At 58.6% G+C, this 24,374-nt stretch carries 15 protein-coding genes; 6 read left to right on the top strand and 9 right to left on the bottom strand.

Annotation, left to right across the window (positions count from 1 at the left end; translation table 11 throughout):
* Window positions 1-68: 68 nt before the first annotated feature.
* From baeR to yegD, 7 genes are all read right to left on the bottom strand, one after another.
* Window positions 69-791, bottom strand: a complete 723-nt coding sequence (gene baeR / locus DEO48_RS12080) for a two-component system response regulator BaeR (RefSeq protein WP_032642850.1) — start codon at window positions 789-791, stop codon at window positions 69-71.
* Window positions 788-2,191 carry a two-component system sensor histidine kinase BaeS gene (baeS, locus tag DEO48_RS12075; protein ID WP_023312417.1) on the bottom strand — a complete coding sequence of 468 codons (1,404 nt, stop codon included), beginning with the start codon at window positions 2,189-2,191 and terminating at the stop codon, window positions 788-790. The genes baeR and baeS overlap by 4 nt, the downstream gene beginning before the upstream one ends.
* Entirely contained in the window at window positions 2,188-3,603 is a 1,416-nt protein-coding gene (locus tag DEO48_RS12070) for an MFS transporter (protein WP_109845293.1), read from the bottom strand. Before DEO48_RS12070 ends, baeS begins: the two co-directional genes overlap by 4 nt.
* Complete coding sequence (gene mdtC, locus DEO48_RS12065) at window positions 3,604-6,681, bottom strand: multidrug efflux RND transporter permease subunit MdtC (protein ID WP_109845292.1); 3,078 nt, start codon at window positions 6,679-6,681, stop codon at window positions 3,604-3,606. It lies immediately after the preceding gene.
* On the bottom strand, window positions 6,682-9,804 hold the full coding sequence (locus DEO48_RS12060) for an MdtB/MuxB family multidrug efflux RND transporter permease subunit (RefSeq protein ID WP_109845291.1): 3,123 nt from the start codon (window positions 9,802-9,804) through the stop codon (window positions 6,682-6,684). It abuts the gene before it with no gap.
* Window positions 9,804-11,006, bottom strand: a complete 1,203-nt coding sequence (locus DEO48_RS12055) for an MdtA/MuxA family multidrug efflux RND transporter periplasmic adaptor subunit (protein WP_109845290.1) — start codon at window positions 11,004-11,006, stop codon at window positions 9,804-9,806. Before DEO48_RS12055 ends, DEO48_RS12060 begins: the two co-directional genes overlap by 1 nt.
* 212 nt (window positions 11,007-11,218) lie before the next feature.
* Window positions 11,219-12,571: a molecular chaperone gene (gene yegD, locus DEO48_RS12050; protein ID WP_109845289.1), complete on the bottom strand. Its 1,353-nt coding sequence runs from the start codon at window positions 12,569-12,571 to the stop codon at window positions 11,219-11,221.
* 130 nt (window positions 12,572-12,701) lie between these two features.
* Here yegD and alkA point away from each other — a divergent pair, with 130 nt between their 5' ends.
* Window positions 12,702-13,574, top strand: coding sequence for a DNA-3-methyladenine glycosylase 2 (gene alkA, locus DEO48_RS12045; RefSeq protein WP_109845288.1), 873 nt, complete (start codon window positions 12,702-12,704; stop codon window positions 13,572-13,574).
* Here alkA and DEO48_RS12040 read toward each other — a convergent pair.
* Window positions 13,539-16,868, bottom strand: a complete 3,330-nt coding sequence (locus DEO48_RS12040; protein ID WP_109845308.1) for a diguanylate cyclase — start codon at window positions 16,866-16,868, stop codon at window positions 13,539-13,541. The two genes, alkA and DEO48_RS12040, sit on opposite strands and share 36 nt — an antisense overlap.
* A gap of 343 nt (window positions 16,869-17,211) precedes the next feature.
* Here DEO48_RS12040 and udk point away from each other — a divergent pair, with 343 nt between their 5' ends.
* The 3 genes from udk to asmA all read left to right on the top strand — a co-directional run bounded on the left by udk (window position 17,212) and on the right by asmA (window position 20,399).
* Entirely contained in the window at window positions 17,212-17,853 is a 642-nt protein-coding gene (gene udk / locus DEO48_RS12035; RefSeq protein ID WP_008500855.1) for a uridine kinase, read from the top strand.
* Window positions 17,854-17,944: 91 nt separating this feature from the next.
* Window positions 17,945-18,526 (top strand): dCTP deaminase, encoded by a 582-nt coding sequence (gene dcd / locus DEO48_RS12030; RefSeq protein ID WP_023312408.1) that lies wholly within the window; start codon window positions 17,945-17,947, stop codon window positions 18,524-18,526.
* A 22-nt stretch (window positions 18,527-18,548) separates the two neighbouring features.
* A complete protein-coding gene (asmA, locus tag DEO48_RS12025; RefSeq protein ID WP_109845287.1) occupies window positions 18,549-20,399 on the top strand; it encodes an outer membrane assembly protein AsmA in 1,851 nt (616 codons plus the stop codon).
* A gap of 109 nt (window positions 20,400-20,508) precedes the next feature.
* Here asmA and DEO48_RS12020 read toward each other — a convergent pair whose 3' ends face one another.
* Window positions 20,509-22,092 (bottom strand): TerC family protein, encoded by a 1,584-nt coding sequence (locus DEO48_RS12020; RefSeq protein ID WP_109845286.1) that lies wholly within the window; start codon window positions 22,090-22,092, stop codon window positions 20,509-20,511.
* 692 nt (window positions 22,093-22,784) lie between these two features.
* Here DEO48_RS12020 and DEO48_RS12015 point away from each other — a divergent pair.
* Entirely contained in the window at window positions 22,785-23,924 is a 1,140-nt protein-coding gene (locus DEO48_RS12015) for a polysaccharide export protein (protein ID WP_014170829.1), read from the top strand.
* A 6-nt stretch (window positions 23,925-23,930) separates the two neighbouring features.
* Window positions 23,931-24,374, top strand: coding sequence for a low molecular weight protein-tyrosine-phosphatase Wzb (wzb, locus tag DEO48_RS12010; protein ID WP_109845285.1), 444 nt, complete (start codon window positions 23,931-23,933; stop codon window positions 24,372-24,374).

The raw sequence follows: 24,374 nt of genomic DNA, 5'->3' as shown, positions 1-24,374 counted from the left end.
CAGGGAGGTAAAGTTATTGTGCCGGGTGGCGGCTTCGCCTCACCCGGCCTGCATTGACCAGTGGCTGTCTAGGCAATCCTGCACGCATCCGCTTCCCAGCGATACCCTACGCCATACACCGCGCGAATAAACGACTGTTCGGCGTCCAGCGCCTCCAGCTTGCGGCGCAGGTTTTTGATGTGGCTGTCGATGGTGCGGTCAGTCACGACGCGGTAATCGTCATACAGGTGGTTCAGCAGCTGTTCGCGGGAGAACACTTTTCCCGGCTCGTGGGAGAGGGTTTTCAGCAGGCGGAACTCCGCAGGCGTCAGGTCCAGCAGCTTGCTGCGCCAGCTCGCCTGGAAGCGGCTTTCGTCGACAATCAGCGGGCTTTCGGCATCCAGCACCTGAAGCTCGCGCTGCGGCCTGCAGCGGCGGAGAATGGTTTTCACGCGGGCGACCACTTCACGCGGGCTGTAGGGTTTGCAGATGTAATCGTCCGCGCCAATTTCGAGCCCCAGCAGGCGGTCAATCTCTTCAATTTTGGCGGTGACCATGACGATCGGCACGTCGGAGAAGCGACGAATTTCCCGGCACAGGGTCAGCCCGTCAACGCCCGGCAGCATTAAATCAAGCAGGATCAGATCCGGCGGGGTCTGGCGCACGTATGGCAGCACCTGGTCGCCGTGGCTGATTAGCGATGGAGCGTAGCTGGCCGCACGTAAATAGTCGATCAGCAGCTGCCCAAGCTTCGGCTCGTCTTCCACGATCAAAATGCGCGGTGTGTTTTCGTCAATCGGTAACTCGGTCATACTTCTCTCGATAAATCCCGTTCCAGAGGTAACTCTACTGTAATGCTAACCCCGCCAAAAGGCGAATGGGCGGCGCGGATCGTGCCATTATGCGCCTCAACGATGTTAACGCAAATCGCCAGCCCCAGGCCGGAACCGCCGCTGGCGCGGTTGCGGGAGCCTTCGGTACGGTAGAAACGTTCAAACAGTTTTTCCAGCTGCGCGTCCTGCACGCCGGGGGCGGAATCCGCGAAGGTGAGGGCAAAGCGTCCGTTTTCCTGCCTGCCGGAGATATGCAGCCCGCCGCCGCTGTCGGTGTAGCGCAGGCTGTTTTCCAGCAGGTTATTGAACAGCTGCATCAGCCGGTCTTTGTCGCCAAACACCACCGCGCTGTCCGGCAGGGAGAGGTCGATTTTCAGGTTGCGGCTGGCAAACCGCTCGCGGAACGCGCCGCTGATCACTTCCAGAATGTTAATCACGTCTACCGGCGCCTTCTGGTAGGCCAGCGCGCCTTCGTCGGACATGGAGAGCTGGTGGAGGTCATCCACCAGCTTGGTGAGCGTACCCACCTCCGCCTGCAGAGAGGCCACCGATTCTGGCGTAAACTGGCGCACGCCGTCCTGAATGGCCTCCAGCTCGCCGCGCAGCACCGCCAGCGGCGTGCGCAGCTCGTGGGAAATATCGGCCATAAAGTCGCGGCGCATCTGCTGGTTCTTCTCCAGCGTGCTGGCGAGCTGGTTAAAATCCTGCGCCAGCTTGCCCAGTTCGTCCTGGCTGCGGGTATCGACGCGGGTGGTGAAATCCCCGGCGGCCAGCTTGTGCGTCCCTTCAACCAGCCGTTTCACCGGAGCGAGCAGACCGCGCGCCAGCGGGAAGGTGGCGAGCGCGGCGAGCAGGGTGGAGAGGGCGACAATCAGCCAGCTTGTCCGGCGCTGCTGGCGGTCAAAGTTGATGTCGGTGTTGCGCGTCAGGCGCTCCACAGGAGAGGCGATAACCCAGCCGACTGTCGCATTGTTGACTTTGATCGCCCGACGGGTGCCGTCCGGCGGTATCGGCGCACGCGGACCCACCAGCGTGCGCATGTCCTGATCAATCACCCAGAACTGAGTACGCCAGCCGTGCGGCGGCATGCCCGGCCCCGGGCGATCGTCACCGGTATCGTGCTCCAGCGAGCGCAGGATCTGGAAAATAAAGCGGTCGTTATTGCGCAGAAAACGCCAGTTGCCGTGCTGGGCGTACTGTTCACTCAGCGCATCGCTTAAGCCCTGTAAACGCTGTTCATTGCCATGCTTGATGTAATCAATAAAACCGCGCTCAAAGCTGATCCGCACCGCCCAGTGCATGGTGATCAGCAGGACGATACAGGTGGCAAATATCGCCACGAAGAGCTTGCCGGTAATGCCCGGACGCCAGAATTTCATGAACCACTCCTTTTGCCGCGCCTAATCACGACGTTCTTGCTGGTATCATCCGGCACTCTGGCGAAGATGAAAGCGGGCAGGGCGATGATGACCGCCATGCTGAGATAGGTATACAAAAAGACCTGATGCGCCACCGGCGTGTCGACGCTGAGGTGGTGCTGGCCGTACATGCCGAGCAGTAAGCCCGCGATGGTCACCCCGACGCTCATCGAGAGCTGCATGATCATCGACAGCAGGCTGTTGCCGCTGCTCGCCAGATCGTCCGGCAGGTCCTTCAGCGTCAGGGTATTCATCGACGAGAAGCGCATGGAGTTGACGATCCCCTGGCAGAACAGCACCAGCGGCAGAACGTAGTACCAGCCCATCAGCGCCACGGCCATAAACAGAAGACTCACCAGCGCCAGCCCCAGCGTGGCGGTCACCAGCACGTGACGGTAGCCAAAGCGGTTCACCACCTGTACCACGATGCGCTTCATTCCCATGCTGCCGAGCACCATCGGGATCATCATCAGGCCCGCGTGGAACGGCGAAAATCCCATTCCGATTTGCAGGAAAACGGGCGTCATAAACGGCAGCATGCCGCTGCCGACGCGCCCGGCGAAGCTGCCGAACAGGCCAAGGCGATAGGTAGGGTTTTTAAACAAGCTCAGGCTGAACAGCGCCTTATCGTTACCTCTGGCATGCCGCAGATACCACAGTATGGCGGTGATGCCGATAACGACCAGCATCCCCAGCGTCAGGGGCGAAATCCCCAGCCCTTTTTGCCCGTCGAGCGCCAGGGTAAGCGTGGCCATGCCCGCCGCCAGCAGGATAAAGCCGAAGAAATCAAAGCGCCGGGTCTGCATTTTGTAGTTCGGCATCAGCGTCAGGGTGGCGATGGCGCCGATGATGCCAACAGGAAGATTGATTAAGAAGATCCAGTGCCAGGAGGCGTACTCCACCAGAATGCCGCCGAGCGCCGGGCCCAGGAGCGGCCCCACCTGACCGGGCAGGGTCACAAAGGTCATCGCCGCCATGTACTGCTCGCGCGGCACGATCTTCATCACCGTTAGCCGCCCGACAGGGACCATCATCGCCCCGCCGACGCCCTGCAGCACGCGCGCCATCACCAGCTGGTCGAGCGTGTTGGCCTGGGTGCAAAACAGCGATCCGGTGGTAAACAGCACGATGGCGGTAAAGAAGATGTTCCGCACGCCCACTTTGTCCGCCAGCCAGCCGCTGGCGGGCAGCATGACGGCTACCGTCAGCACGTAGGAGACAATCACCATATGCATATGCAGCGGGCTCTCCCCCAGGCTTTTTGCCATGGAGGGGAGGGCGGTGTTGACGATGGTCGTATCCAGCGACTGCATAAAGAAGCCGAAAGCGACTATCCATAGCTGCCAGCGAACGTTAGCGGGGAGATCGGTCATTTACTCGGTCACCGTGGTTCTGTTTTTACGCGAGATGCGCAGCCGCAGGCGGTCGAAGAACAGATAGACCACCGGCGTGGTGTACAGCGTCAGCAGCTGGCTCATGACCAGGCCGCCGACAATGGTGATCCCAAGCGGCTGGCGCAGCTCTGAGCCGTCGCCGCCCGAGATAACCAGCGGCAGCGCGCCAAACAGCGCCGCAAGGGTGGTCATCATGATCGGACGAAAACGCAGCAGGCAGGCCTGGAAGATGGCCTCTTCCGGCGATAGATTGCCGTTGCGCTGGGCGTCCAGCGCGAAGTCGACCATCATGATCGCGTTTTTCTTCACAATGCCGATCAACAGCATGATTCCGATGAGCGCGATCAGGCTGAACGGCGCGCCGAACAGCTCCAGCGCCAGCAGCGCCCCAACGCCCGCCGACGGCAGCGTCGAGAGAATGGTCAGCGGGTGAACGTAGCTCTCGTACAGCACGCCCAGCACAATATAAACCGTGGCGATGGCGGCCAGAATCAAAATCACCTGCGAATTCATCGTCTCCTGGAACACCTGCGCGGTGCCGGCAAAGCTGCCGCGTACGGTGGACGGCACGCCAAGCTGCGTCATCGCGCGGTTAATCGCGTCGCTGGCTTCAGAAAGCGACGAACCGGCGGGCAGGTTAAAGGAGATAGTCGACGCCGCCGATAGCCCCTGGTGGTTCACCGACAGCGGCGCGTTGGCCGGCTGCCAGCTGGCAAAGTAGGAGAGCGGAATCGCCTTGCCGTCGTTGTTAATCACAAACATTTTGTCCAGGGCGCTGATGTCCTGGGTGTAGCGCGGATCGACCTCCATCACCACCTTATACTGGTTCATCGGCTGGTAGATGGTGGAGATCTCGCGCTGGCCGAAGGCGTTGTTCAGCAGGCTGTTGGCGGCTTCAACGTTAATGCCCAGCCGCGACATGGTTTCGCGGTCGTAGGTCAGGGCCATCTCGGCGCCGTTATCCTGCTGATCGGAGTTGACGTCCGCCAGCTGCGGCAGGGCGGCCAGCGCCTTGCGGATCTTCGGCTCCCACTCGCGCAGGGCGGCTAAATCGTCCGAGAGCAACGTGTACTGATAGCTGGCGTTCGCCTGACGGCCGCCGACGCGGATATCCTGAACGGCCATCAAAAACAGGTTTGCCCCCGGCTCTTTGGCGAGCTTCACCCGCAGGCGGTCAATCACCTGCTGGGCGGTTTCGTTGCGCTCGCCGCGCGGTTTCAGGGTAATAAACATCATCCCGCTGTTGACGCGTGACCCGCCGGTAAAGCCGGTGACGTTATCCACGGCTTTGTCTTCACGAATGATCTTCATGAAGTCCTGCAGCTTGCCGCGCATCGCCTGGAACGAAATGCTCTGGTCCGCCTGAATTCCCCCCATCAGCACGCCGGTGTCCTGCTCCGGGAAAAAAGTTTTCGGGATGGTGATGTACATCCAGACGTTGAGCCCAATGGTGGCGATCAGCACCAGGCCAACCAGCCGCGTATGGTTCAGCACCCACTTCAGCGATTTGCCGTAGCCTTCCTGCATCGCCATCAGGAAGCGACCAAAGCCTTTGCGGCGCGGCTGCGAATGGGGCTTGCTGCGCTTGAGCATCCAGCCGCACATCATCGGCGTCAGCGTTAGGGAGATAACCAGCGAAATCCCGATGGCGACGGAGAGGGTGACGGCAAACTCGCGCAGCAGCCGGCCCGGCAGCCCGCCCATCAGCAGCAGCGGCAGGAATACCGCCACCAGTGACAGGCTCATGGAGAGCACCGTAAAGCCCACCTCGCGCGTGCCCTGCAGGGCGGCCTGCAGCGGCTTCACGCCCGCTTCCAGGTGGCGGGAAATGTTTTCCAGCACCACGATGGCGTCATCCACCACGAAGCCCGTCGCTATCGTCAGGGCCATCAGCGACAGGTTGTTGAGGCTAAATCCGCACAGGTACATGGCGGCAAAGGTACCGATCAGCGAGACCGGCACGGCCACCGCCGGAATAAGCGTCGCGCGTCCGGATCGCAGGAACAGGAAGACCACCAGGATCACCAGCGCGACGGAGATAATCAGCGTTTGCTCCACCTCTTCAAGCGAGGCGCGAATGGTCGGGGAGCGATCCTGGGCAATTTGCAGATCGATTGCTGCCGGGATGGTCTCCTGCAGGTCCGGAAGACGGGCGCGAATGCTGTTCACCGTCTCAATAATATTCGCTTCCGGCAGCTTGCGGATCATCAGCAGAATGGCCGGTTTCGCGTTGGTCATCCCGGCGTTGCGCACGTCCTGCACCGAGTCGGTGACGCTGGCAACGTCGCTCAAGCGCACCGCGGCGCCGTTGTTGTAGTGAATAATGAGCGGCTGATATTCCGCGGCGGTTTTCAGCTCGTCGTTAGTGTGGATCTGCCAGCGGTGGCTGCCGTCCTCAATCGCCCCCTGCGGTTTGCGGACGTTGGCCGTGCTGATGGCGGAGCGCACGTCATCCAGCGACACGCCCTGGTTGAACAGCGCCTGCGGGTTTAGGCCGACGCGCACGGCGGGCAGGGAGCTCCCGCCGACGCTCACGTCACCGACGCCGTTAATTTGTGAGATTGTCTGCGCCAGCTGGGTAGACGCAAAGTCGTAAAGCTGCCCCTGCGAGTACGTATCCGAGGTCAGCGTCAGGATCATGATCGGCGCATCGGACGGGTTGGCCTTGCGGTAGGTTGGGCGGCTCGGCATCCCGCTCGGCAGCAGGCTTTGCGCGGCGTTGATGGCCGCCTGCACGTCGCGCGCCGCACCGTTAATATCCCGGTCGAAGCTGAACTCCAGAATGATGCGCGTGCTGCCCAGCGAGCTGCTGGAGGTCATCTCGTTAACCCCCGCAATCCGCCCAAGGGAACGCTCCAGCGGCGTGGCAACCGACGAGGCCATGGTCTCCGGAGATGCACCTGGCAGCGAGGCGCTGACCATGATCACCGGGAAATCCACCTGCGGCAGCGGCGCTACCGGCAGCAGCCGGAAGCCCAGCACGCCGCAGAGGGTAATGGCGAGCGAGATTAATATCGTCGCCACCGGGCGATAAATGAAGAGGGCGAAAAACTTCACTTATGCCTCCTCTTCACGTTTCGGGAAACGGCTTTTGGTCCACAGCGCCAGACGGTCAAACAGCAGGTAGATCACCGGCGTAGTGAAGAGGGTCAGCACCTGGCTCACCAGCAGACCGCCGACCATGCCGATACCCAGCGGACGGCGCAGCTCCGCGCCGACGCCGGTGCTGAGCATCAGCGGCAGCGCGCCCAGCAGGGCGGCCAGCGTGGTCATCAGGATCGGACGGAAGCGCAGCAGACAGGCCTGGAAGATGGCGTCGCGCGGCGACATGCCCTGCTCGCGCTCGGCGGCCAGGGCGAAGTCGATCATCATGATGGCGTTTTTCTTCACGATCCCGATAAGCAGGATAATGCCGATGATGGCAATGACGTCCAGCTCGCTGCCCGCCAGCATCAGTGCCAGCAGCGCCCCCACGCCCGCTGTCGGCAGGGTAGAGAGGATGGTGATTGGGTGGATAAAGCTTTCGTACAGCACGCCAAGCACGATGTACATCGCCACGACCGCCGCGACGATAAGCCAGATGGTGTTACCCAGCGCGGCCTGAAACGCCAGCGTGCTGCCCTGGAACTGGGTCTGAATATCGGACGGGAAGCTGAGCTCTTTTTCAGCCGCCTGAATGGCCTCCACCGCTTCGCCGAGAGAATAATTGTCCGGCACGTTGAAGGAAATGGTGGTGGACGGGAACTGATCCAGATGGTTGATCGACAGCGGGGTATAGCGTTCTTCCACCGTGGCGATAGCGCTCAGCGGCACAATGCCGCCGTCTTTGCTGGTCAGGCGCACCGAGTCCAGCCCCGCCAGGCCAGGCGTGTTGTCCGTGTTGTGCTCCAGTACCACGCGATACTGGTTGGCCTGAGTGTAGATGGTGGAGATCAGGCGCTGACCGAAGGCGTTGTACAGGGCGTTGTCCACGTCCGACATGGTAATGCCCAGACGGCTGGCGGTATCGCGGTTGACGTTCACGTACGCCGCCAGCCCTTTGTCCTGCCAGTCGCTGCTGACGTCGGCGAGCTGCGGCAGGGTGTTAAGCTTGTTCACCAGCTGCGGCACCCAGGTGCTGAGCGCGTCCAGCGAGGTGGCCTGCAGCGTGAACTGGTACTGCGTGCGGCTGACCTGAGTATCAATGGTCAAATCCTGAATCGGCTGCAGGTAAAGTTCAACGCCCGGCACCCGCGCGACGGCGTTTTGCAGACGCTCAATGACGGCGTTGACGCGATCGTCGCGTTCATCCAGCGGCTTAAGGTTGATCTGCAGACGCGCGCTGTTGAGCGACGGGTTGGTGCCGTCGACGCCCACGTAGGAGGTCAGGCTCTCGACCGCCGGATCTTTCATAACGATCTCAGACACCTGCTGCTGGCGCTGGGCCATACTGGCGAAGGAGACCGACTGCGGGGCCTGAAGCGTGCCCTGAATAATGCCGTTGTCCTGGATCGGGAAGAAACCTTTCGGAATGAAAATCCACAGCATCACGCTGAGCGCCAGGGTTCCCAGCGCCACGCCGAGCGTGGCCCACGGATGGTTCAGAACTTTCGCCAGCACGCGGCCGTAGGCGGCAATAATCCGCTCGAACATGCGCTCGGAGGCGCGCGAGAAGCGGTTTTGCTTGCGCAGCGACTCGTGGCTCAGCATGCGGGCGCACATCATTGGCGTCAGGGTCAGCGACACCACGGCGGAGATCAAAATGGCGACCGCCAGCGTCACGGCAAACTCGCGGAACAGACGTCCGACGATATCGCCCATAAACAGCAGCGGGATCAGCACCGCAATCAGCGAGAAGGTCAGCGAGATAATGGTAAAGCCGATCTCACCCGCACCTTTTAGCGCGGCGGCCAGCGGTTTTTCGCCTTTCTCGATATAGCGCGAGATGTTCTCGATGACCACGATGGCATCATCCACCACGAACCCGGTGGCGATGGTGAGCGCCATCAGCGTCAGGTTGTTAATCGAAAAATCGAGGAACACCATCACCGCAAAGGTGCCGACCAGCGAGAGCGGTACGGCGACGGCGGGAATAATGGTCGCCGGAACGTTACGCAGGAACAGATAGATGATCATGACCACCAGCGCAATTGCCAGCATCAGCTCGAACTGGGTGTCGGTGACCGACGCGCGAATATTCGTGGTACGGTCGGAAAGCACTTTAACGTTGACCGATTTCGGCAGGCTTTCGATCAGCTGCGGCAGCATGGTGCGAATACTGTCGGCTGTTTCAATGATGTTTGCGCCCGGCTGGCGCTGGACGTTCATCACGATCGCCTGCTGTTTGTTCGCCCAGGCACCGAGCCAGCTGTTTTCCGCCCCTTGTTCGACGGTCGCCACGTCGCCCAGACGAACCGGCGCGCCGTTCTGGTAAGCAATAATCAGCTGACGGTATTCATCGGCGGACTGCATCTGATCGTTGGCAGAGAGCGTCACGGCGCGGGTAGGGCCGTCCAGCGAGCCTTTTGCCGAGTTAACGTTGGCGCTGCTGATGGCGGTGCGGATGGTTTCGCTGGTCAGGCCCAGCGCGGCAATCGCCTGCGCATTAAGCTTCACGCGCACGGCGGGGCGCTGGCCGCCCGCCAGCGTGACGAGGCCGACGCCGGAGACCTGTGAAATTTTCTGCGCCACGCGCGTTTCGACCATGTCTTCGACCTGGGTCATCGGCATGGCGGAGGAGGTGACGGCAAGCGTCATGATCGGCGGATCCGCCGGGTTCACCTTGCTGTAGACCGGCGGGTTAGGCAGGTCGGACGGCAGCAGATTGGTGGCGGCGTTGATGGCGGCCTGCACCTCCTGCTCGGCGACGTCCAGAGACAGCGTTAGCTGGAACTGCAGCGTCACGACGGATGCCCCGCCGGAACTCTGGGAGGACATCTGTTTTAGCCCCGACATCTGGCCGAACTGGCGCTCCAGCGGGGCGGTGATGGCGGATGTCACCACGTCCGGGCTGGCGCCTGGATAGAGAGTGACAACCTGAATCGTTGGGTAATCCACCTCCGGCAGCGCCGACACGGGCAGGAAGCGATAGCCGATAATCCCGGCGAGCAGGATCGCGACCATCAGCAGCGTGGTAGCGACAGGACGGAGGATAAACAGGCGTGACGGCCCGCCTGTAGAGCCTGGGGGCATCACCTGCATCAGGATTTCTCTCCCTGTTTCGCAGGTTCAACTACTTCCACTTTGGCCCCTTCGGTCAGACGGTCAATGCCGTCGGTGACCACGCGGTCGCCTGCGGAAAGGCCGGCGGCGATGACCACCGTCTGGCTGTCCTGGATACCGGTTTTCACCAGGTGCTTGCTGACCTTATTGTCGCCGTTAAGTACCCAGACGAAATTACCTTCGTTACCCATCTGCAGCGCAGCGGTGGGGATCACTACCGCGTTCTCTTCGGTCGCGACCAGCATACGCGCGTTGACGAACTGGTTCGGGAAGAGGGCATCGTCCTGATTGTTAAAGCGCGCCTTCAGCTTGATGGTGCCGGTGGTGGTGTCGATCTGGTTATCCAGACTGAGCAGAGAACCTTCGCTCAGCTTCTGCTTGTTGCTGCGGTCCCAGGCTTCCACCACCAGCCCCTTCCCGGATTTTTGCGCCTGCACCACGGTCGCAATGTCGCTTTCCGGTAGGGTAAAGACTAAATCAATCGGGTGGGTCTGGGTGATGACCACGATGCCCGTGGTGTCGCCGCTGGAGATCTGGTTGCCGATATCGACCTGCTTCAGGCCCACGCGTCCGTCAATCGGCGCGATGATGCGGCTCCAGTCCAGCTGCAGCTGGGCGCTGGCCACGGCGGCCTCGTCGGCTTTGATGGTGCCCTGCGTTTCGCTGACCAGCGACTGCTGGGTGTCCAGCTCCTGACGAGATACGAGGTTGGTTTTCACAAGCTGCTGGTAGCGGGCCAGATCGCGGCGGGCGTTGGCGAGCGTGGCTTTGTCTTTCGCGAGCTGCCCCTGCGCCTGGGCGAGGGCGACCTTAAACTGGCTCGGGTCTATTTCGGCCAGCAGATCGTCCGCTTTAACCTGCTGACCTTCCTGGAAGTGAATGGCCATCAGCTGGCCGTCGACGCGGCTGCGCACCGTCACGGTGTTGGCGGCGGTAATGGTCCCAAGGCCAGTAAGATAGCGAGGAACGGCTTTATTCACTGCCGTCGCCGCCTGGACCGGCGCCAGCGCGCCGCCGCGCATGCCGTGACGCCCTCCGCCTGCCGGGCGCTGTGCCTGACTATTTGCACCCGCGGGGGCTGCGGAGTTCGCGGATTGACTGTGCCAGTACCAGGCGGCGGCAAGGACCACCACAATGATGCCAGCGGCGATTGCCCAGCGGGATTTGTTACTGCCTTTCATCGTTATACGTTCTCATCCTGAAGACTTCGGGGAATGATACTAGTTTAGTCAGCTAACACAGCGGAAAAATGGAGGAAATATGGAAGACTGTCAGGAATGGTCTGAATGGAGGTAAACGCAAAACGGCAACATCCGTTGCCGTTTTTGGTGTTTTCGCCCTCTGCCTGTGGGAGAGGGCCGGGGTGAGGGCACCGGACCGCACCGCAACAATGCTAGCTAAACATCACCTGCGCCCAGCGTGCCAGGCCTGCGGTGACGGAGCCAAAGTCATCCCCACCGGCAATGGGAATGCCCGGCAGCTGTTCCGCCAGCGCTTTCTTGATCAGGGGCGAGCGGGCGCTTCCCCCGGTCAGGTAAATCACGTCCGGCTTATCTTTGCCGTTCTCCAGCGCCAGCTGCACCTGCTCAAGAATACGCTGTAGCGGCTGCGCGAGCGCCGTCTCCAGCCCGTCCTGCGAAATCGCGGTGGCCAGATCGTCGCTGATAAACGGCAAGGAGACCGCATGCTCAGCACGGTCGGAAAGGGCTATTTTGCTCTCTTCGGCAGTGCGCACCACGCGGTAGCTCAGGCGCTGACGCCACACTTTATACAGCAGGGCGACTTTTTCGGCGTCCTGCGCGTCGCGCACCAGATCGTTAAGGAAGCGGCCGTTCGCGGTGCTGTAAAAATCACTCTGCGCAGGCACGTCGTTAATGGCAATCGCGTTCCACCACGGCAGGATCGGCAGGGCGATACCTTTTTCCGTCTGACCGCCCATGCCGAGCAGCGGCATCAGGCTCTTGAATGCCAGCGCGATATCGAGATCGTTACCGCCTACGCGACAGCCGCTGTGCCCGAGCAGGCTATTTTCACGATCGCGTCGGTTATGCCACTGCGGCCCCATCAGCAGCAGCGAGCAGTCCGTTGTGCCCCCGCCGATATCCACGACTAATACGCGCTTCTCTTCCGTCAGCGTGGCTTCAAAATCCAGCCCCGCGGCAACCGGCTCGTACTGGAATACCACATCTCGGAAGCCTGCGCGGTGCGCCGCGCGTTCAAGGATCCCCTGCGCCTGCTGGTTGGCCTCGTCGCCGCCCAGCCCCTGGAAGTTGATCGGGCGGCCAATGACCGCCTGGGTAATCGCATCGGAGACCTGCGTCTGCGCCTGATTGCGAATATGCAGCATCATCGCGCACACCAGGTCTTCGAACATCGCCACCTGCTGCGGCTTCAGTCCGCTGGCGCCGAGGAAGGATTTTGGCGACTTAACGAAGTAAACCTCTTCAGGATCTTCAATGTAGTGCCCGAGCGAAGAGAGGCCGAACTGCACGCTGGACGGCGTAACGTCAATATCTTCCTCACGGTTAAAGCTGACCGCCCGGCGCAGCAGCGCCTGGGTCTCCGCCGCCGTGGCCGGAACCTGGTGGTGGCGGAACAGCCATTCGCTCACCGCTTCACGCGTCGGCGCGCAGAGCATTGACGGCAGCAGCGTGCTCTCTTTTTCCATTTTCAGAAGCTGTGGCTGTCCGTTTTGCATAATCGCAACCGAGCAGTTTGCCGTACCGTAGTCGAATCCAATAAACACGATAAATCCCCATGCCAGTGAGAAGGGGCGAGACTTTAACGAAATGTCTTCATGGCGACAACAGGAATATGAAAGCAAGGCGAAACAGGACCTTTCCGTTTATGCTGTGGAGAACCCAAAAGGAGAGACGATGTACACCCTGAACTGGCAACCCCCTTACGACTGGCAGTGGATGTTTGGCTTTCTCGGCGCGCGTGCTGTGACGGGCATTGAAACCGTCACACGCGACTACTACGAGCGCAGTTTTGCCTGTGAAGGGCATCAGGGGATATTTCGCGTAACGCCGGATATCGCCACCCATACGCTGACCGTGACGCTCAGTCCGGGGTTAGTTCCGGTTGCGCAGACGTGCCTTGAACGCATCGAGCGCTTGTTCGATCTCGCCTGCAACCCGCAGCACATCGCGGATGCGCTGGGCGATCTCGGTGCTGCCCGGCCGGGCTTGCGTTTGCCGGGGGCGATGGACGCGTACGAGCAGGGCGTACGGGCGATCCTCGGGCAGCTGGTGAGTGTGGCAATGGCGGCGAAACTGACGTCGCGCGTGGTGGCGCTGTGCGGTGAGCCGATCGCGGATTGTCCGGGGTATCTCTGTTTCCCCACGCCGGACGCGCTGGCGGCAGCGGACCCGCTGGCGCTGAAAGCGTTGGGCATGCCGGTAAAACGCGCGGAGTCGTTAATTCATCTGGCGCAGTCGGTCATCGACGGGACGTTTCCGCTTTTCCCGCCCGAGAATATTGAGGCCGGGATGAAGGCGCTACAGCAGCGGCCGGGGATAGGGCGCTGGACGGCAAACTACCTGGCCCTGCGCGGCTGGCAGGCGAAAGATGTCTTTCTGCCGGATGATTATCTGATTAAGCAACGCTTTGCCGGGATGACGCCCGCGCAAATTCGGCATTATGCCGAGCGCTGGCAGCCGTGGCGATCTTACGCGCTGCTGCACATCTGGTATACCGACGGCTGGACGCCGTCAGTTGATGGCGAAATAGCTGGTGTTGAGCAGTAGATCCAGCGGCTGCGGCTCGGCGATGGTGTCGCCATAGATAAAATCAATACCGATGCCGGAGAGCGTATCCATCATGATGGGCTGGTTGCAGGGGCCCGCGATGGTTTTCATCCCCAGACGCTGGGCGTGGCCCTGCACAATGGTCACCATCATCTCGTCCATCAGGTTGCCATACACGTTGCTTACCACCTCCGCGTCCAGCATCAGATAGTCGGCCATATTGGCGGTCAGGTGGGTGAAGACGTTCATGTCGCGACCCACCTGGCTGAAGATCACGCGGCAGCCCGCCTGGCGAAGCTTTTGCAGACTCCGCTGCAGGTTTTTATCCGGGCTGCACACCACGTCGGCAGAGATAACCAGATGCAGGAGACGGCCCGGCATCGGGCTTTTATCCAGCAGGTCGAGAAGCTCATCGACCAGCGTTACGCTGGCTAAACCGGCCTCAGAGAGCGGCAGCGCTACCCCCATGCCTTTACTGGCGACCTGTGCGGCTGAGGTGCGGAAAAACTCGCTAAAGATCCGTCTGTCGAGGGCGTGCAAAAGCTCAGGCTCGGCCAGGCCCGAGCGGAAGGCATGCTCCTCCTGGACCTCGCCCTGGCTGGTCCACAGGCGTAACGAGAGCAGCCAGAAATTACTGCTTTCCGGGATGCGCGGGGAGGCGACGCTGCGGGCAATCATCATCAGGTGATTGTCCTTAATCATGTGCCACTGTTCATCAAGCGACATCATGCTGCGCGTGTTGTGATCCCGCTCCTGCTGGGGTTCGTAAACCGTCACCATGCCGCGCCCGCTGTTTTTCGAGGCATAACAGGCTATATCCGCCTGCGACATCACCTCCGACGCCTGATGGTTATTTTCATCAATCAGAGTGATGCCTGCGCTGGCACCGATCCGATGCAGGCGGCCTTCCCACATAAAGTGATAGTCATTGACCGTGTGGATCAGGCGCCCGGCGATATAGCGCGCGCTTTCAATATTGCAGTCCGGCAGCAGTAATCCGAACTCATCCCCACCCAGACGCGCCAGCACGTCGCTGGAGCGGAGCATGGTCAACATCAGGGAAGAGAGTTCCCGCAGCAGGGCATCGCCCGCCGCATGGCCTGCCGTATCGTTGACGGCTTTGAAGCGATCGAGATCGATAAAGACCAGGGCGTGACGCTGGCGCGTTTCGCGAACGGTCTGCAGGAGCCGTTTAAGATGATTTTCGAAGCTGACCCGGTTTGCCAGGTGGGTCAGGGCATCGTGGGAGGCGCTGTAGCTCAGCTGTCGCAGCATTTTGCGCGACTCGGTCACGTCCTGAATCACGATAACCGAGCCTATATTCTGCCCGTCCAGCGTGCTGAGCGGCGTAATACTGTAGTGAATATCAAAATTACCGCCGGTACGGCAGTTCAGCACCACGTCCTGATCGATATCGGAGCGGGACATATCGCCGCTGTGAATATTTTCCATCAGCGGCCCTTTTTCACCAAAGGTGATGTGCAACACCTTCAGGATCGGCTGGCCGATAGCCTCGGTCTGCAGCCAGCCGCTCATTTTCTCGGCCACCGGGTTCATAAAGGTGACGTTCATGTTGATATCGGTACACAGTACCGCTTCACCGATGGAGTCGAGGGTGATGTGCAGACGCTCTTTTTCCTGGAAGAGGGCCTCGTTGAGCTGCTTAACCTCGGTCATATCCATGTTGATCCCGAGCAGCCGTTCGACTTCACCCTGCTTATTGAGCACCCGGTTCGCCAGGGAGCGAATATGGCGCACGCCTTCCTTCACGCGGATGCGGAATTCCAGCTTAAACGGCAGGCGGGAAATCAGCGAGTCCCGCAGCACCTGCTCGGCGTGGGCACGATCTTCCGGCAGCATCGTGTCGTGCCAGAGCTGCCAGGTAGGCTTGATGTGCGGCGGGATTTCATATAGCTCAAACATCCGCTTGTCCCAGCTGATAATGTCTGGCTCCAGATCCCACTCCCAGATGCCGATGCCGCCCGCTTCGTTAGCCAGCGTAATGCGCTCCATCAGGCGTTTGTTGACCCACTCGGTCTGCTTCAGGTCGTTAATGTCTTCAATCTGGGCGATAAAATAGAGCGGCGAGCCGTCGGCATGGCGCACGACGGAGACGGCAAGAAGCGCCCAGACTACTTCCCCGTTGCGGGTGTAATAGCGCTTCTCGAGGGTATAGGTATTGATGTCGCCGTTGACCAGCTGTTCGAGCTGTTCCAGGTCGGTGTGCAGATCTTCCGGCCAGGTGAGCTGCTGGAAGGTCAGCGACTGAAGCTCCGTCTGGCTGTAACCGAGGAAATTGCACAGCGCCTTATTAGCCTGCAGCCATTTGCCCTCAATGCTGACCAGCGCCATACCGATGGCGGAATACTCCATCGCATTGCGGAAACGCTCCTCGCTTTCGGTGATGTGCTTGCGCTCTGCGCGGAAGGCGTACATCACCATGGTCATGACGTTGGCAGGCAGGAGCAGCATCAGGAACGGCAGCCAGGGGGCGTTCAGCATCGCCCCGACGTGCTGGGTTGTCAGCGCCACCGGGTTTTGGGCAATCATCAGCGACACAACCATCACCGTGACCAGAAACACCAGGAACGCTTCCATTCGCGGCAGGCGCACGGCGCTCCACATAAGCAAAACGATAACGCAGGTGAAAGGCCACGGCAGCCAGGTGATGGCTGCCCAGCTGAGTGCCAGCGTTACGGCCAGCGTGGTCAGGGTTTCCAGGAGCAGTCTCGGGTCACGGTGGCGCAGCAGATAATGCGGTTTAAATAACAGCCCCAACGGTACCACCGCCAGTGCGCCAATGGCTTCGGACAACACCCAGACGAAGAAATTACGCAGGGGTTCAGGGCCGGGAGCCAGCAGAGACACCAGGACGCCGCCAACCAGCGGCGGTATCACGGCGCTGCCGATGGCCACGCGGATCCAGTCATTCAGATTCTGCAGCGGGTTGTACCATGGGAGCAATTTGCGAAGTAATAGCGCACCGGTAAAAGCTTCAACCACGTTAATTGAGGTGTAGGTGAGGCTTATCGATCCCCACGAAAATAGCATCCAGGTGGCCAGAATATTGCCGAACGAACAGGCCAGGGCGATTCCCGGCCACATTTTTCCTGCATGGCGGTAAAACGCCACCATCATAATGGCGGTGGGGAACCAGAGCGGGGCCAGCAGGGTGCCGAACCGGGTGAGCTCCAGGGAAAATAAGGTAAAGATAAAGGTGACCAGGCCCAGACAGACAAGTCGTATTAAAGGATGTGGGGTGGTAACCAAAACCCGCTGGTATTGTTTATTCATTACCGCTTTATCCAGAGACGCCATGCCGTCAGGGAAGATGTCCGAACGCGTGAATTAGATAATTTGGTTTATGCTAGTACAAACAATTTACAATTCATATGGTGACCGCTCAGAATTTGACACCACAGACTTATTAAATAGAGGCTCCGTGAAAAAAAACGGTTAAACGCTGAAAAAACGTTCATTTAAATTTCACTCAGGGAATAAGATGTCACTTTTCGGCCAGTCTCGCAGAACCTGTGCTTTCGACTGGTATCACGCCCGCGAAATCCCTATAATTGCCGCGTTTGACGCTCCGGCGTCGTCCTTCCTTTACATCCAGGTTAATCAGGTCGCTAAATTTATGACTGATAAGTCTCATCAGTGCGTCATTATAGGCATCGCCGGCGCATCGGCTTCAGGTAAAAGTCTAATTGCCAGTACGCTTTATCGCGAACTGCGTGAACAAGTAGGTGATGAGCATATCGGCGTCATTCCCGAAGACAGCTATTACAAAGATCAATCCCATCTGTCGATGGAAGAGCGCGTTAAAACGAACTATGACCACCCAAATGCGATGGATCACAGCCTGCTGTTCCAGCATTTAGAAGCGCTTAAGAGCGGCCAGGCGATCGAGCTGCCCGTTTACAGTTACGTAGAACATACCCGCACCCAGGAAACGATCCGCATCGAGCCGAAAAAGGTCATTATCCTTGAAGGCATCCTGTTGCTGACCGACGCTCGCCTGCGTGAATCCATGAACTTCTCGATTTTCGTCGATACCCCGCTGGATATTTGCCTGATGCGCCGCATCAAGCGTGACGTGAATGAACGCGGCCGCTCAATGGACTCCGTGATGGCGCAATACCAGAAAACGGTCCGCCCGATGTTCCTGCAGTTTATTGAGCCCTCCAAACAATACGCCGATATCATCGTGCCGCGCGGGGGTAAAAACCGCATTGCTATTGATATCTTAAAAGCGAAAATCAGCCAGTTTTTTGAATAAGCCGCGCGAATTGTGTACCGTTCAGAGATAACCTGGTTTTACCCTGAGCGCTTAACGCCTCAGGGTACGATGCATGAAAGGAGAAAGTGCCATGCGTCTTTGTGATCGCGATATAGAAGCCTGGCTGGATGAAGGCCGTTTGTCTATTACCCCACGTCCACCCGTTGAGCGTATCAATGGCGTGACCGTTGATGTCCGGTTAGGTAATAAATTCCGCACCTTTAGCGGCCATACCGCACCGTTCATTGACCTTAGCGGGCCGAAGGACGAAGTCAGCGCCGCGCTCGATCGCGTGATGAGTGACGAAATCGTAATCGATGAAGGCGAAGCTTTTTATCTGCATCCAGGTGAACTGGCCCTGGCGGTGACGTTTGAATCCGTCACCCTGCCTCCGGACCTGGTCGGCTGGCTTGATGGCCGTTCTTCGCTGGCGCGACTGGGGCTGATGGTTCACGTGACCGCGCACCGTATCGATCCTGGCTGGTCGGGGCGTATCGTGCTGGAATTTTTCAATGCCGGTAAATTGCCGCTGGCGCTGCGCCCGGGCATGATGATCGGCGCGTTGAGTTTTGAACCGCTGTCGGGCCCGGCAGATCGTCCTTACAACCGTCGGCAGGACGCAAAATATCGCGACCAGCAGGGCGCGGTTGCCAGCCGTATTGATAAAGACTGAGCGTTAGCCCATTGAGGATGCCATGAGAAGAGTTCTGACAACGCTGATGATTTTGCTGGTGGTGCTGGTGGCTGGCCTTTCGGCGTTGGTTCTGCTGGTTAACCCCAACGATTTCCGCGCTTACATGGTGCGGCAGGTCGAGGCACGCAGTGGTTATCAACTGAAGCTTGACGGGCCGCTGCGCTGGCACGTCTGGCCGCAGCTCAGCATTCTCTCTGGCCGCATGTCGCTCACGGCGCCGGGGGCGGCCCAGCCGCTGGTGTCCGCAGACAACATGCGCCTTGATGTGGCGCTGTTCCCGCTCATTTCCCATCAGCTGCAGGTTAAGCAGGTGATGCTGAAAGGCGCGGTGATCCAGCTCACCCCGCAAACCGAAGCCGTGCGTGATGCCGGTGCGCCTGTTGCGCCGCGCGAAAATACTCTGCCTGATGACCCGTCCGATACCGGCTGGTCCTTTGATATCGGCAAGCTGAAAGTTGCCGATAGCGTGTTGGTTTTCCAGCATGAGCACCAGGAGCAGGTGACCATTCGCAACATTAACCTGCAGATGGAACAGGATGCTCATCATCTTGCGTCGCTGGAATTTAGCGGGCGCGTGAACCGCGATCAGCGTGATTTGACCCTGTCGCTGAATGCTAATGTGAACGCCTCAGACTATCCGCACCAGCTTACGGCCGACATCCAGCAGCTGAACTGGCAGCTGACGGGTGCCGATCTTCCCACCCAGGGGGTCACCGGGCAGGGAACGCTGCAGGCCGTGTGGCGCGAAGAGCAAAAGCAGCTGGAGCTGGATAATCTCAACCTGCAGGCAAATGACAGTAGCCTGAAGGGGCAAGCGAGCGTCACGCTCGAAGAGAAGCCGAAGTGGGTGCTGAATCTGCAGTTTGACAAGCTCAACCTGGAAAATCTGCTGCCGCCTCTGCCCGCCAGCGCCACGGACAGCGATGCCACGCAGACGGGGCAAAGCCAGGCACCGGTATCACGTCCGGTAATCTCGTCTAATCTCGATCAGCCTGACTATAACGCCCTGCGCGGGTTCACGGCGGATATTCTGCTGAAAGCCAATAGCCTGCGCTGGCGCGGCATTGATTTTACCGACGTGAGCAGCCAGATGTTTAACCATAACGGTTTGCTGGTGATCTCCGAGCTTAGCGGAAAGATGGGCGCAGGGAGCCTCTCGCTGCCCGGCACGCTGGACGTCCGTAAAGACGAAGCCAGCGCCGAATTCCAGCCGCGTCTCGACAACGTTGAGATAGGCACCATCCTGAACGCGTTTAACTATCCGATATCCCTGACGGGGCAGTTGACGCTCGCGGGTGACTTCTCAGGCACGAAAATTGATGCCGATGCTTTCCGCCGCGAGTGGCAGGGGCAGGCGCATCTTGATCTGAAAAATTCCCGTATGGAAGGGCTTAACTTCCAGCAGCTGGTGCAGCAGGCGGTCGAGCGCAGCAGCGATGTGAAGGCCCAGGATAACTACGACAGCGCCACGCGCCTCGACAGCTTCACCACGGACCTGACGCTGGACAACGGACAACTTACTCTCGACGGAATGCAGGGTACTTCTTCACTCTTATCAATGACCGGTGAAGGTAAGCTGGATCTGGTGAAAGAAACCGCGGACACGCGCTTTAACGTGCGCGTACTTTCCGGCTGGCAGGGTGAAAGCAAGCTCATCGACTTCCTGAAAGAGACGCCGGTCCCGCTGACCGTATACGGCAAATGGCAGGCCCTGAATTACCGTCTGGAGGTGGATCAGCTCCTGCGTAAGCATCTGCAGGATGAAGCGAAACGTCGGCTTAGCGGCTGGGCGGAACGCAATAAAGATTCACAGGACGGTAAGGACGTTAAGAAGCTGCTGGATAAGCTTTGATGTCCGTTGCGCCGGGTGGCGTTGCGGCCTGATGCCCTCACCCCGGCCCTCTCCCACGGGAGAGGGAGCAAACACTAAAAACGGCAACCGGGTTGCCGTTTTGTTTTACCTAAACCTCAAAATCCAGTTCTTCCTCATCCCGCAGCGGAATGAGCTGAACCTTCTGCACGCGATGGTTTTCAATCTGCAGCGTTTTGAGCAGATAGTCGCCCACCTGAACTTCTTCCCCCGGCTGCGGAATACGCTGCAAATACTCCATCAGCAGGCCGGCAATAGTGTGATACTCCCGTTTTTCATCCAGCGGCAGCGGCACGTATTGCACCAGGTCTTCCAGCGGCATATGGCCGTTAGCGGTCCACGAACCGTCTGCGTTTTTCTGAATATCATGGCGGGCGTCAATCTCATCCACCTCGTTAGGCAGATTACCGGCGATGGTTTCCATGACGTCGCTGAGCGTGACCAGCCCTTCCACCGAACCAAACTCATCCACCACAAAGGCAAAGTGCGTGCGCGCGTTACGGAATTGCTCAAGGGCGGAAAGCAGCGGTAGCCCCTCAGGGAAGACCAGCGGCTGGCGTACCAGTACGCGCAGGTTGAGCGCCTCGCCGTGAAGCTGCTGCTGGAGCAGGTCAATCACGTGCACCACGCCCAGCAGCTCCTCTTCCTCTTCACCGCCGGTTACCACCACGCGGGTGTGTTGGTTTTTATCCAGCAGGGCGCGAATGTGCTCTTCCGGTGCCGTCAGGTCAATATGCTCAATGTCATGCCGCGAGGTCATGATGCTGCTGACCGTCCGCTGATTCAGATTAAGCACCCGCTCGATCATCCGTCGTTCCTGCGGGTCGAAGATCAGCCCGTCGCTGTGATCGGCCAGCATGGCGGAGGATTCGGCATCCAGCTCCGCATCCTCTTTCTTACCGCTTAGCAGGCGCATAACCGTGTCGGCCGTGCGCTGACGCAGGGTCTGATTCGCGGACAGGAAGCGGCGGCGGTTAAATATCGCCAGCTGGTTGAGCGCTTCAATCATGACGGAGAAGCCGATGGCGGCGTACAGGTAGCCTTTCGGAATATGGAAGCCAAAACCGTCGGCCACCAGGCTAAAGCCAATCATCAGCAGGAAGCTCAGGCAGAGGATCACGATGGTCGGGTGACTGTTCACAAAGCGGGTCAGCGACTTGCTGGCCATGATCATCAGCGTGATGGCAATAATCACCGCAGCCATCATCACCGCAAGGTGGTCCACCATCCCGACGGCGGTGATCACCGAGTCGAGGGAGAAGACCGCATCCAGCACCACGATTTGCGCCACTACCGGCCAGAATTTCGCCCCGCGGCGCTGGGTTGGGTTCTCGCTGTCTTTGCCTTCCAGCCGCTCGTTGAGCTCCACCGTGGCTTTGAACAGCAGGAACAACCCGCCGAAAAGCATGATCAGATCGCGGGCGCTAAAACTCAGACCGTGGATGGAGAACAGAGGCTGTGTGAGCGTCACCAGCCAGGAGATAGAGGCCAGCAGCAGTAACCGCATCACCATCGCCAGCAGCAGGCCCGTCACGCGCGCGCGGTCGCGCTGGGAAGGGGGCAGTTTTTCAGCGAGGATGGCGATAAAGACCAGATTATCAATCCCGAGCACGAGCTCGATGACGACCAGCGTAACCAGCCCGGCCCAGATTGAGGGATCGGCAATCCATTCCATAGTAATAGCAATACCTTCTGTTATATGACGAATGTCACACTTCGATCATGGATAAAGCTGGGGGAAATTGCAATGCCGGGCTGAGATTTCTCTTAATACGATGGGTGAAAAAGAGAGCATTCTCAATAGGGTGTAAATAAGCGAAATACGTATATTTAATTACAAGGAATGCATTTTAGGATATATCGCAGGGAATGATTTTTACTCTTATTTTGTCAATATAAAGAAAATCCTAAAAGTTCAAAAATTTGCTCTTAATATTAATCTTAAAAACCAATATTAGGACAGTTGTCTCCTTGCCTGCTATTAGGTTAGCTGCAACAATTCTCCCAGCATCAAATGTTAAATCTCGGTGTTGCTATTTATGTTCGGTCTTCAGGGATGGTTATTCATTATCCGTCGGGTTTCTCAAGCGACTGATATATTTCCAGAAGACCTTGCTCAAGAGGGTGTCTATCCATAACACATTGTTTAGTCAGTGGATTGGTAACTGAAAGCCAAGGGCGGTAGCGTGCCTGAAAGCGTGTGAATCAGCCTCGATTATTCTGTCAATAGCCAATGGATGAATAAGCTTTTTTTAGGACTGATGCCAGTTATATTTCTATTTGATTAACTGCATGCTGAAACCCAATACGACTCGAGCTTATTTAAATTGCACAGGATAATTACTCTGCCAAAGTGATAAATAATCAATGATGAAATCCAAAATGAAATTGATGCCATTATTGGTGTCTGTGACCTTGATGAGTGGTTGCACGGTCTTTCCCGGCAGCAATATGTCAACAATGGGTAAGGATGTGATTAAGCAACAGGATGCCGATTTTGATCTCGACAAAATGGTGAATGTTTATCCACTTACGCCTCGTCTGGTCGAACAATTACGTCCACGTCCGAATGTTGCCCAGCCGAATATGTCGCTGGACCAGGAAATTGCGTCCTACCAGTACCGAGTGGGGCCGGGTGACGTGATCAACGTGACCGTCTGGGACCACCCTGAACTGACCACGCCAGCGGGCCAGTACCGTAGCTCAAGCGACACCGGTAACTGGGTGCAGTCAGATGGCACCATGTTCTATCCCTACATTGGTAAAGTCCATGTTGCAGGGAAAACGCTTGCCGAGATACGTAGTGATATTACCGGCCGCTTAGCGCAGTACATCGCCGATCCGCAGGTGGACGTTAATATCGCCGCATTCCGCTCGCAAAAAGCCTATATCTCCGGCCAGGTGAACAAATCCGGCCAGCAGGCCATCACCAACGTTCCTCTGACCGTACTGGATGCCATCAACGCCGCGGGCGGGTTAACCGACGGTGCCGACTGGCGCAACGTCGTGCTCACCCACAACGGGAAGGAGCAGCGTATTTCGCTGCAGGCGCTGATGCAAAACGGCGATCTGACCCAGAACCGCCTGCTCTATCCGGGCGACATTCTCTACGTGCCGCGCAATGACGATCTGAAAGTCTTCGTGATGGGTGAAGTGAAGAAACAGAGCACCCTCAAAATGGACTTCAGCGGTATGACGCTGACCGAAGCGCTGGGCAATGCTGAGGGTATCGATCTGACGACCTCTAACGCGACCGGTATCTTCGTTATCCGTCCGCTGAAAGGTGAGGGCAGTGCGAAAGGCAAGATTGCCAACATCTACCAGCTGGATATGTCCGATGCGACCTCTCTGGTGATGGCAACGGAGTTCCGTCTCCAGCCATACGATGTGGTGTATGTCACCACCGCGCCGGTTGCCCGCTGGAACCGTCTGATCAACCAGTTGCTGCCAACCATCAGTGGCGTTCGCTACATGACGGATACGGCGCGCGACATTCATACCTGGTAATCCGCGATGTTTAACAAAATTCTGGTGGTATGCGTGGGGAACATTTGCCGTTCCCCTACGGCTGAACGGTTGTTGAAACACTACCAGCCCGAACTGACCGTTGATTCGGCAGGGCTGGGTGCACTGGTCGGTAAAGGTGCCGATGAGCGCGCAACGAGCGTGGCGCGGGATCATCACCTCTCCCTCGACGGCCACGTGGCCCGCCAGGTCACTGGCCGCATGTGCCGGGAGTATGACCTGATCCTGACGATGGAAAAACGCCATATTCATGCGCTGTGCGATATCGCTCCGGAGATGCGCGGCAAGGTGATGCTGTTTGGTCACTGGGACAATGAACGTGAAATCCCCGATCCGTATCGCAAAAGCCATGAGGCCTTTGAGGCGGTTTACACCTTACTTGACCAGTCTGCCCAACATTGGGCGCAGGCACTGAAAGTTCAGCAGGGATAA

The organism is Enterobacter sp. CGMCC 5087, from assembly GCF_003144775.1.
In the GTDB taxonomy this organism is placed as follows: domain Bacteria; phylum Pseudomonadota; class Gammaproteobacteria; order Enterobacterales; family Enterobacteriaceae; genus Enterobacter; species Enterobacter cloacae_M.
Note: the sequence above shows the minus strand (reverse complement) of the source record. Positions and strands in the feature narration are given on the sequence as shown.

Bases quoted from the DNA above. Each gene is read 5' to 3' on its own strand.
- baeR (WP_032642850.1), bottom strand. From the start codon at position 791: ATGACCGAGTTACCGATTGACGAAAACACACCGCGCATTTTGATCGTG.
- baeS (WP_023312417.1), bottom strand. From the start codon at position 2,191: ATGAAATTCTGGCGTCCGGGCATTACCGGCAAGCTCTTCGTGGCGATA.
- DEO48_RS12070 (WP_109845293.1), bottom strand. From the start codon at position 3,603: ATGACCGATCTCCCCGCTAACGTTCGCTGGCAGCTATGGATAGTCGCT.
- DEO48_RS12060 (WP_109845291.1), bottom strand. From the start codon at position 9,804: ATGCAGGTGATGCCCCCAGGCTCTACAGGCGGGCCGTCACGCCTGTTT.
- DEO48_RS12055 (WP_109845290.1), bottom strand. From the start codon at position 11,006: ATGAAAGGCAGTAACAAATCCCGCTGGGCAATCGCCGCTGGCATCATT.
- alkA (WP_109845288.1), top strand. From the start codon at position 12,702: ATGTACACCCTGAACTGGCAACCCCCTTACGACTGGCAGTGGATGTTT.
- DEO48_RS12040 (WP_109845308.1), bottom strand. From the start codon at position 16,868: ATGAATAAACAATACCAGCGGGTTTTGGTTACCACCCCACATCCTTTA.
- udk (WP_008500855.1), top strand. From the start codon at position 17,212: ATGACTGATAAGTCTCATCAGTGCGTCATTATAGGCATCGCCGGCGCA.
- dcd (WP_023312408.1), top strand. From the start codon at position 17,945: ATGCGTCTTTGTGATCGCGATATAGAAGCCTGGCTGGATGAAGGCCGT.
- asmA (WP_109845287.1), top strand. From the start codon at position 18,549: ATGAGAAGAGTTCTGACAACGCTGATGATTTTGCTGGTGGTGCTGGTG.
- DEO48_RS12020 (WP_109845286.1), bottom strand. From the start codon at position 22,092: ATGGAATGGATTGCCGATCCCTCAATCTGGGCCGGGCTGGTTACGCTG.
- DEO48_RS12015 (WP_014170829.1), top strand. From the start codon at position 22,785: ATGATGAAATCCAAAATGAAATTGATGCCATTATTGGTGTCTGTGACC.
- wzb (WP_109845285.1), top strand. From the start codon at position 23,931: ATGTTTAACAAAATTCTGGTGGTATGCGTGGGGAACATTTGCCGTTCC.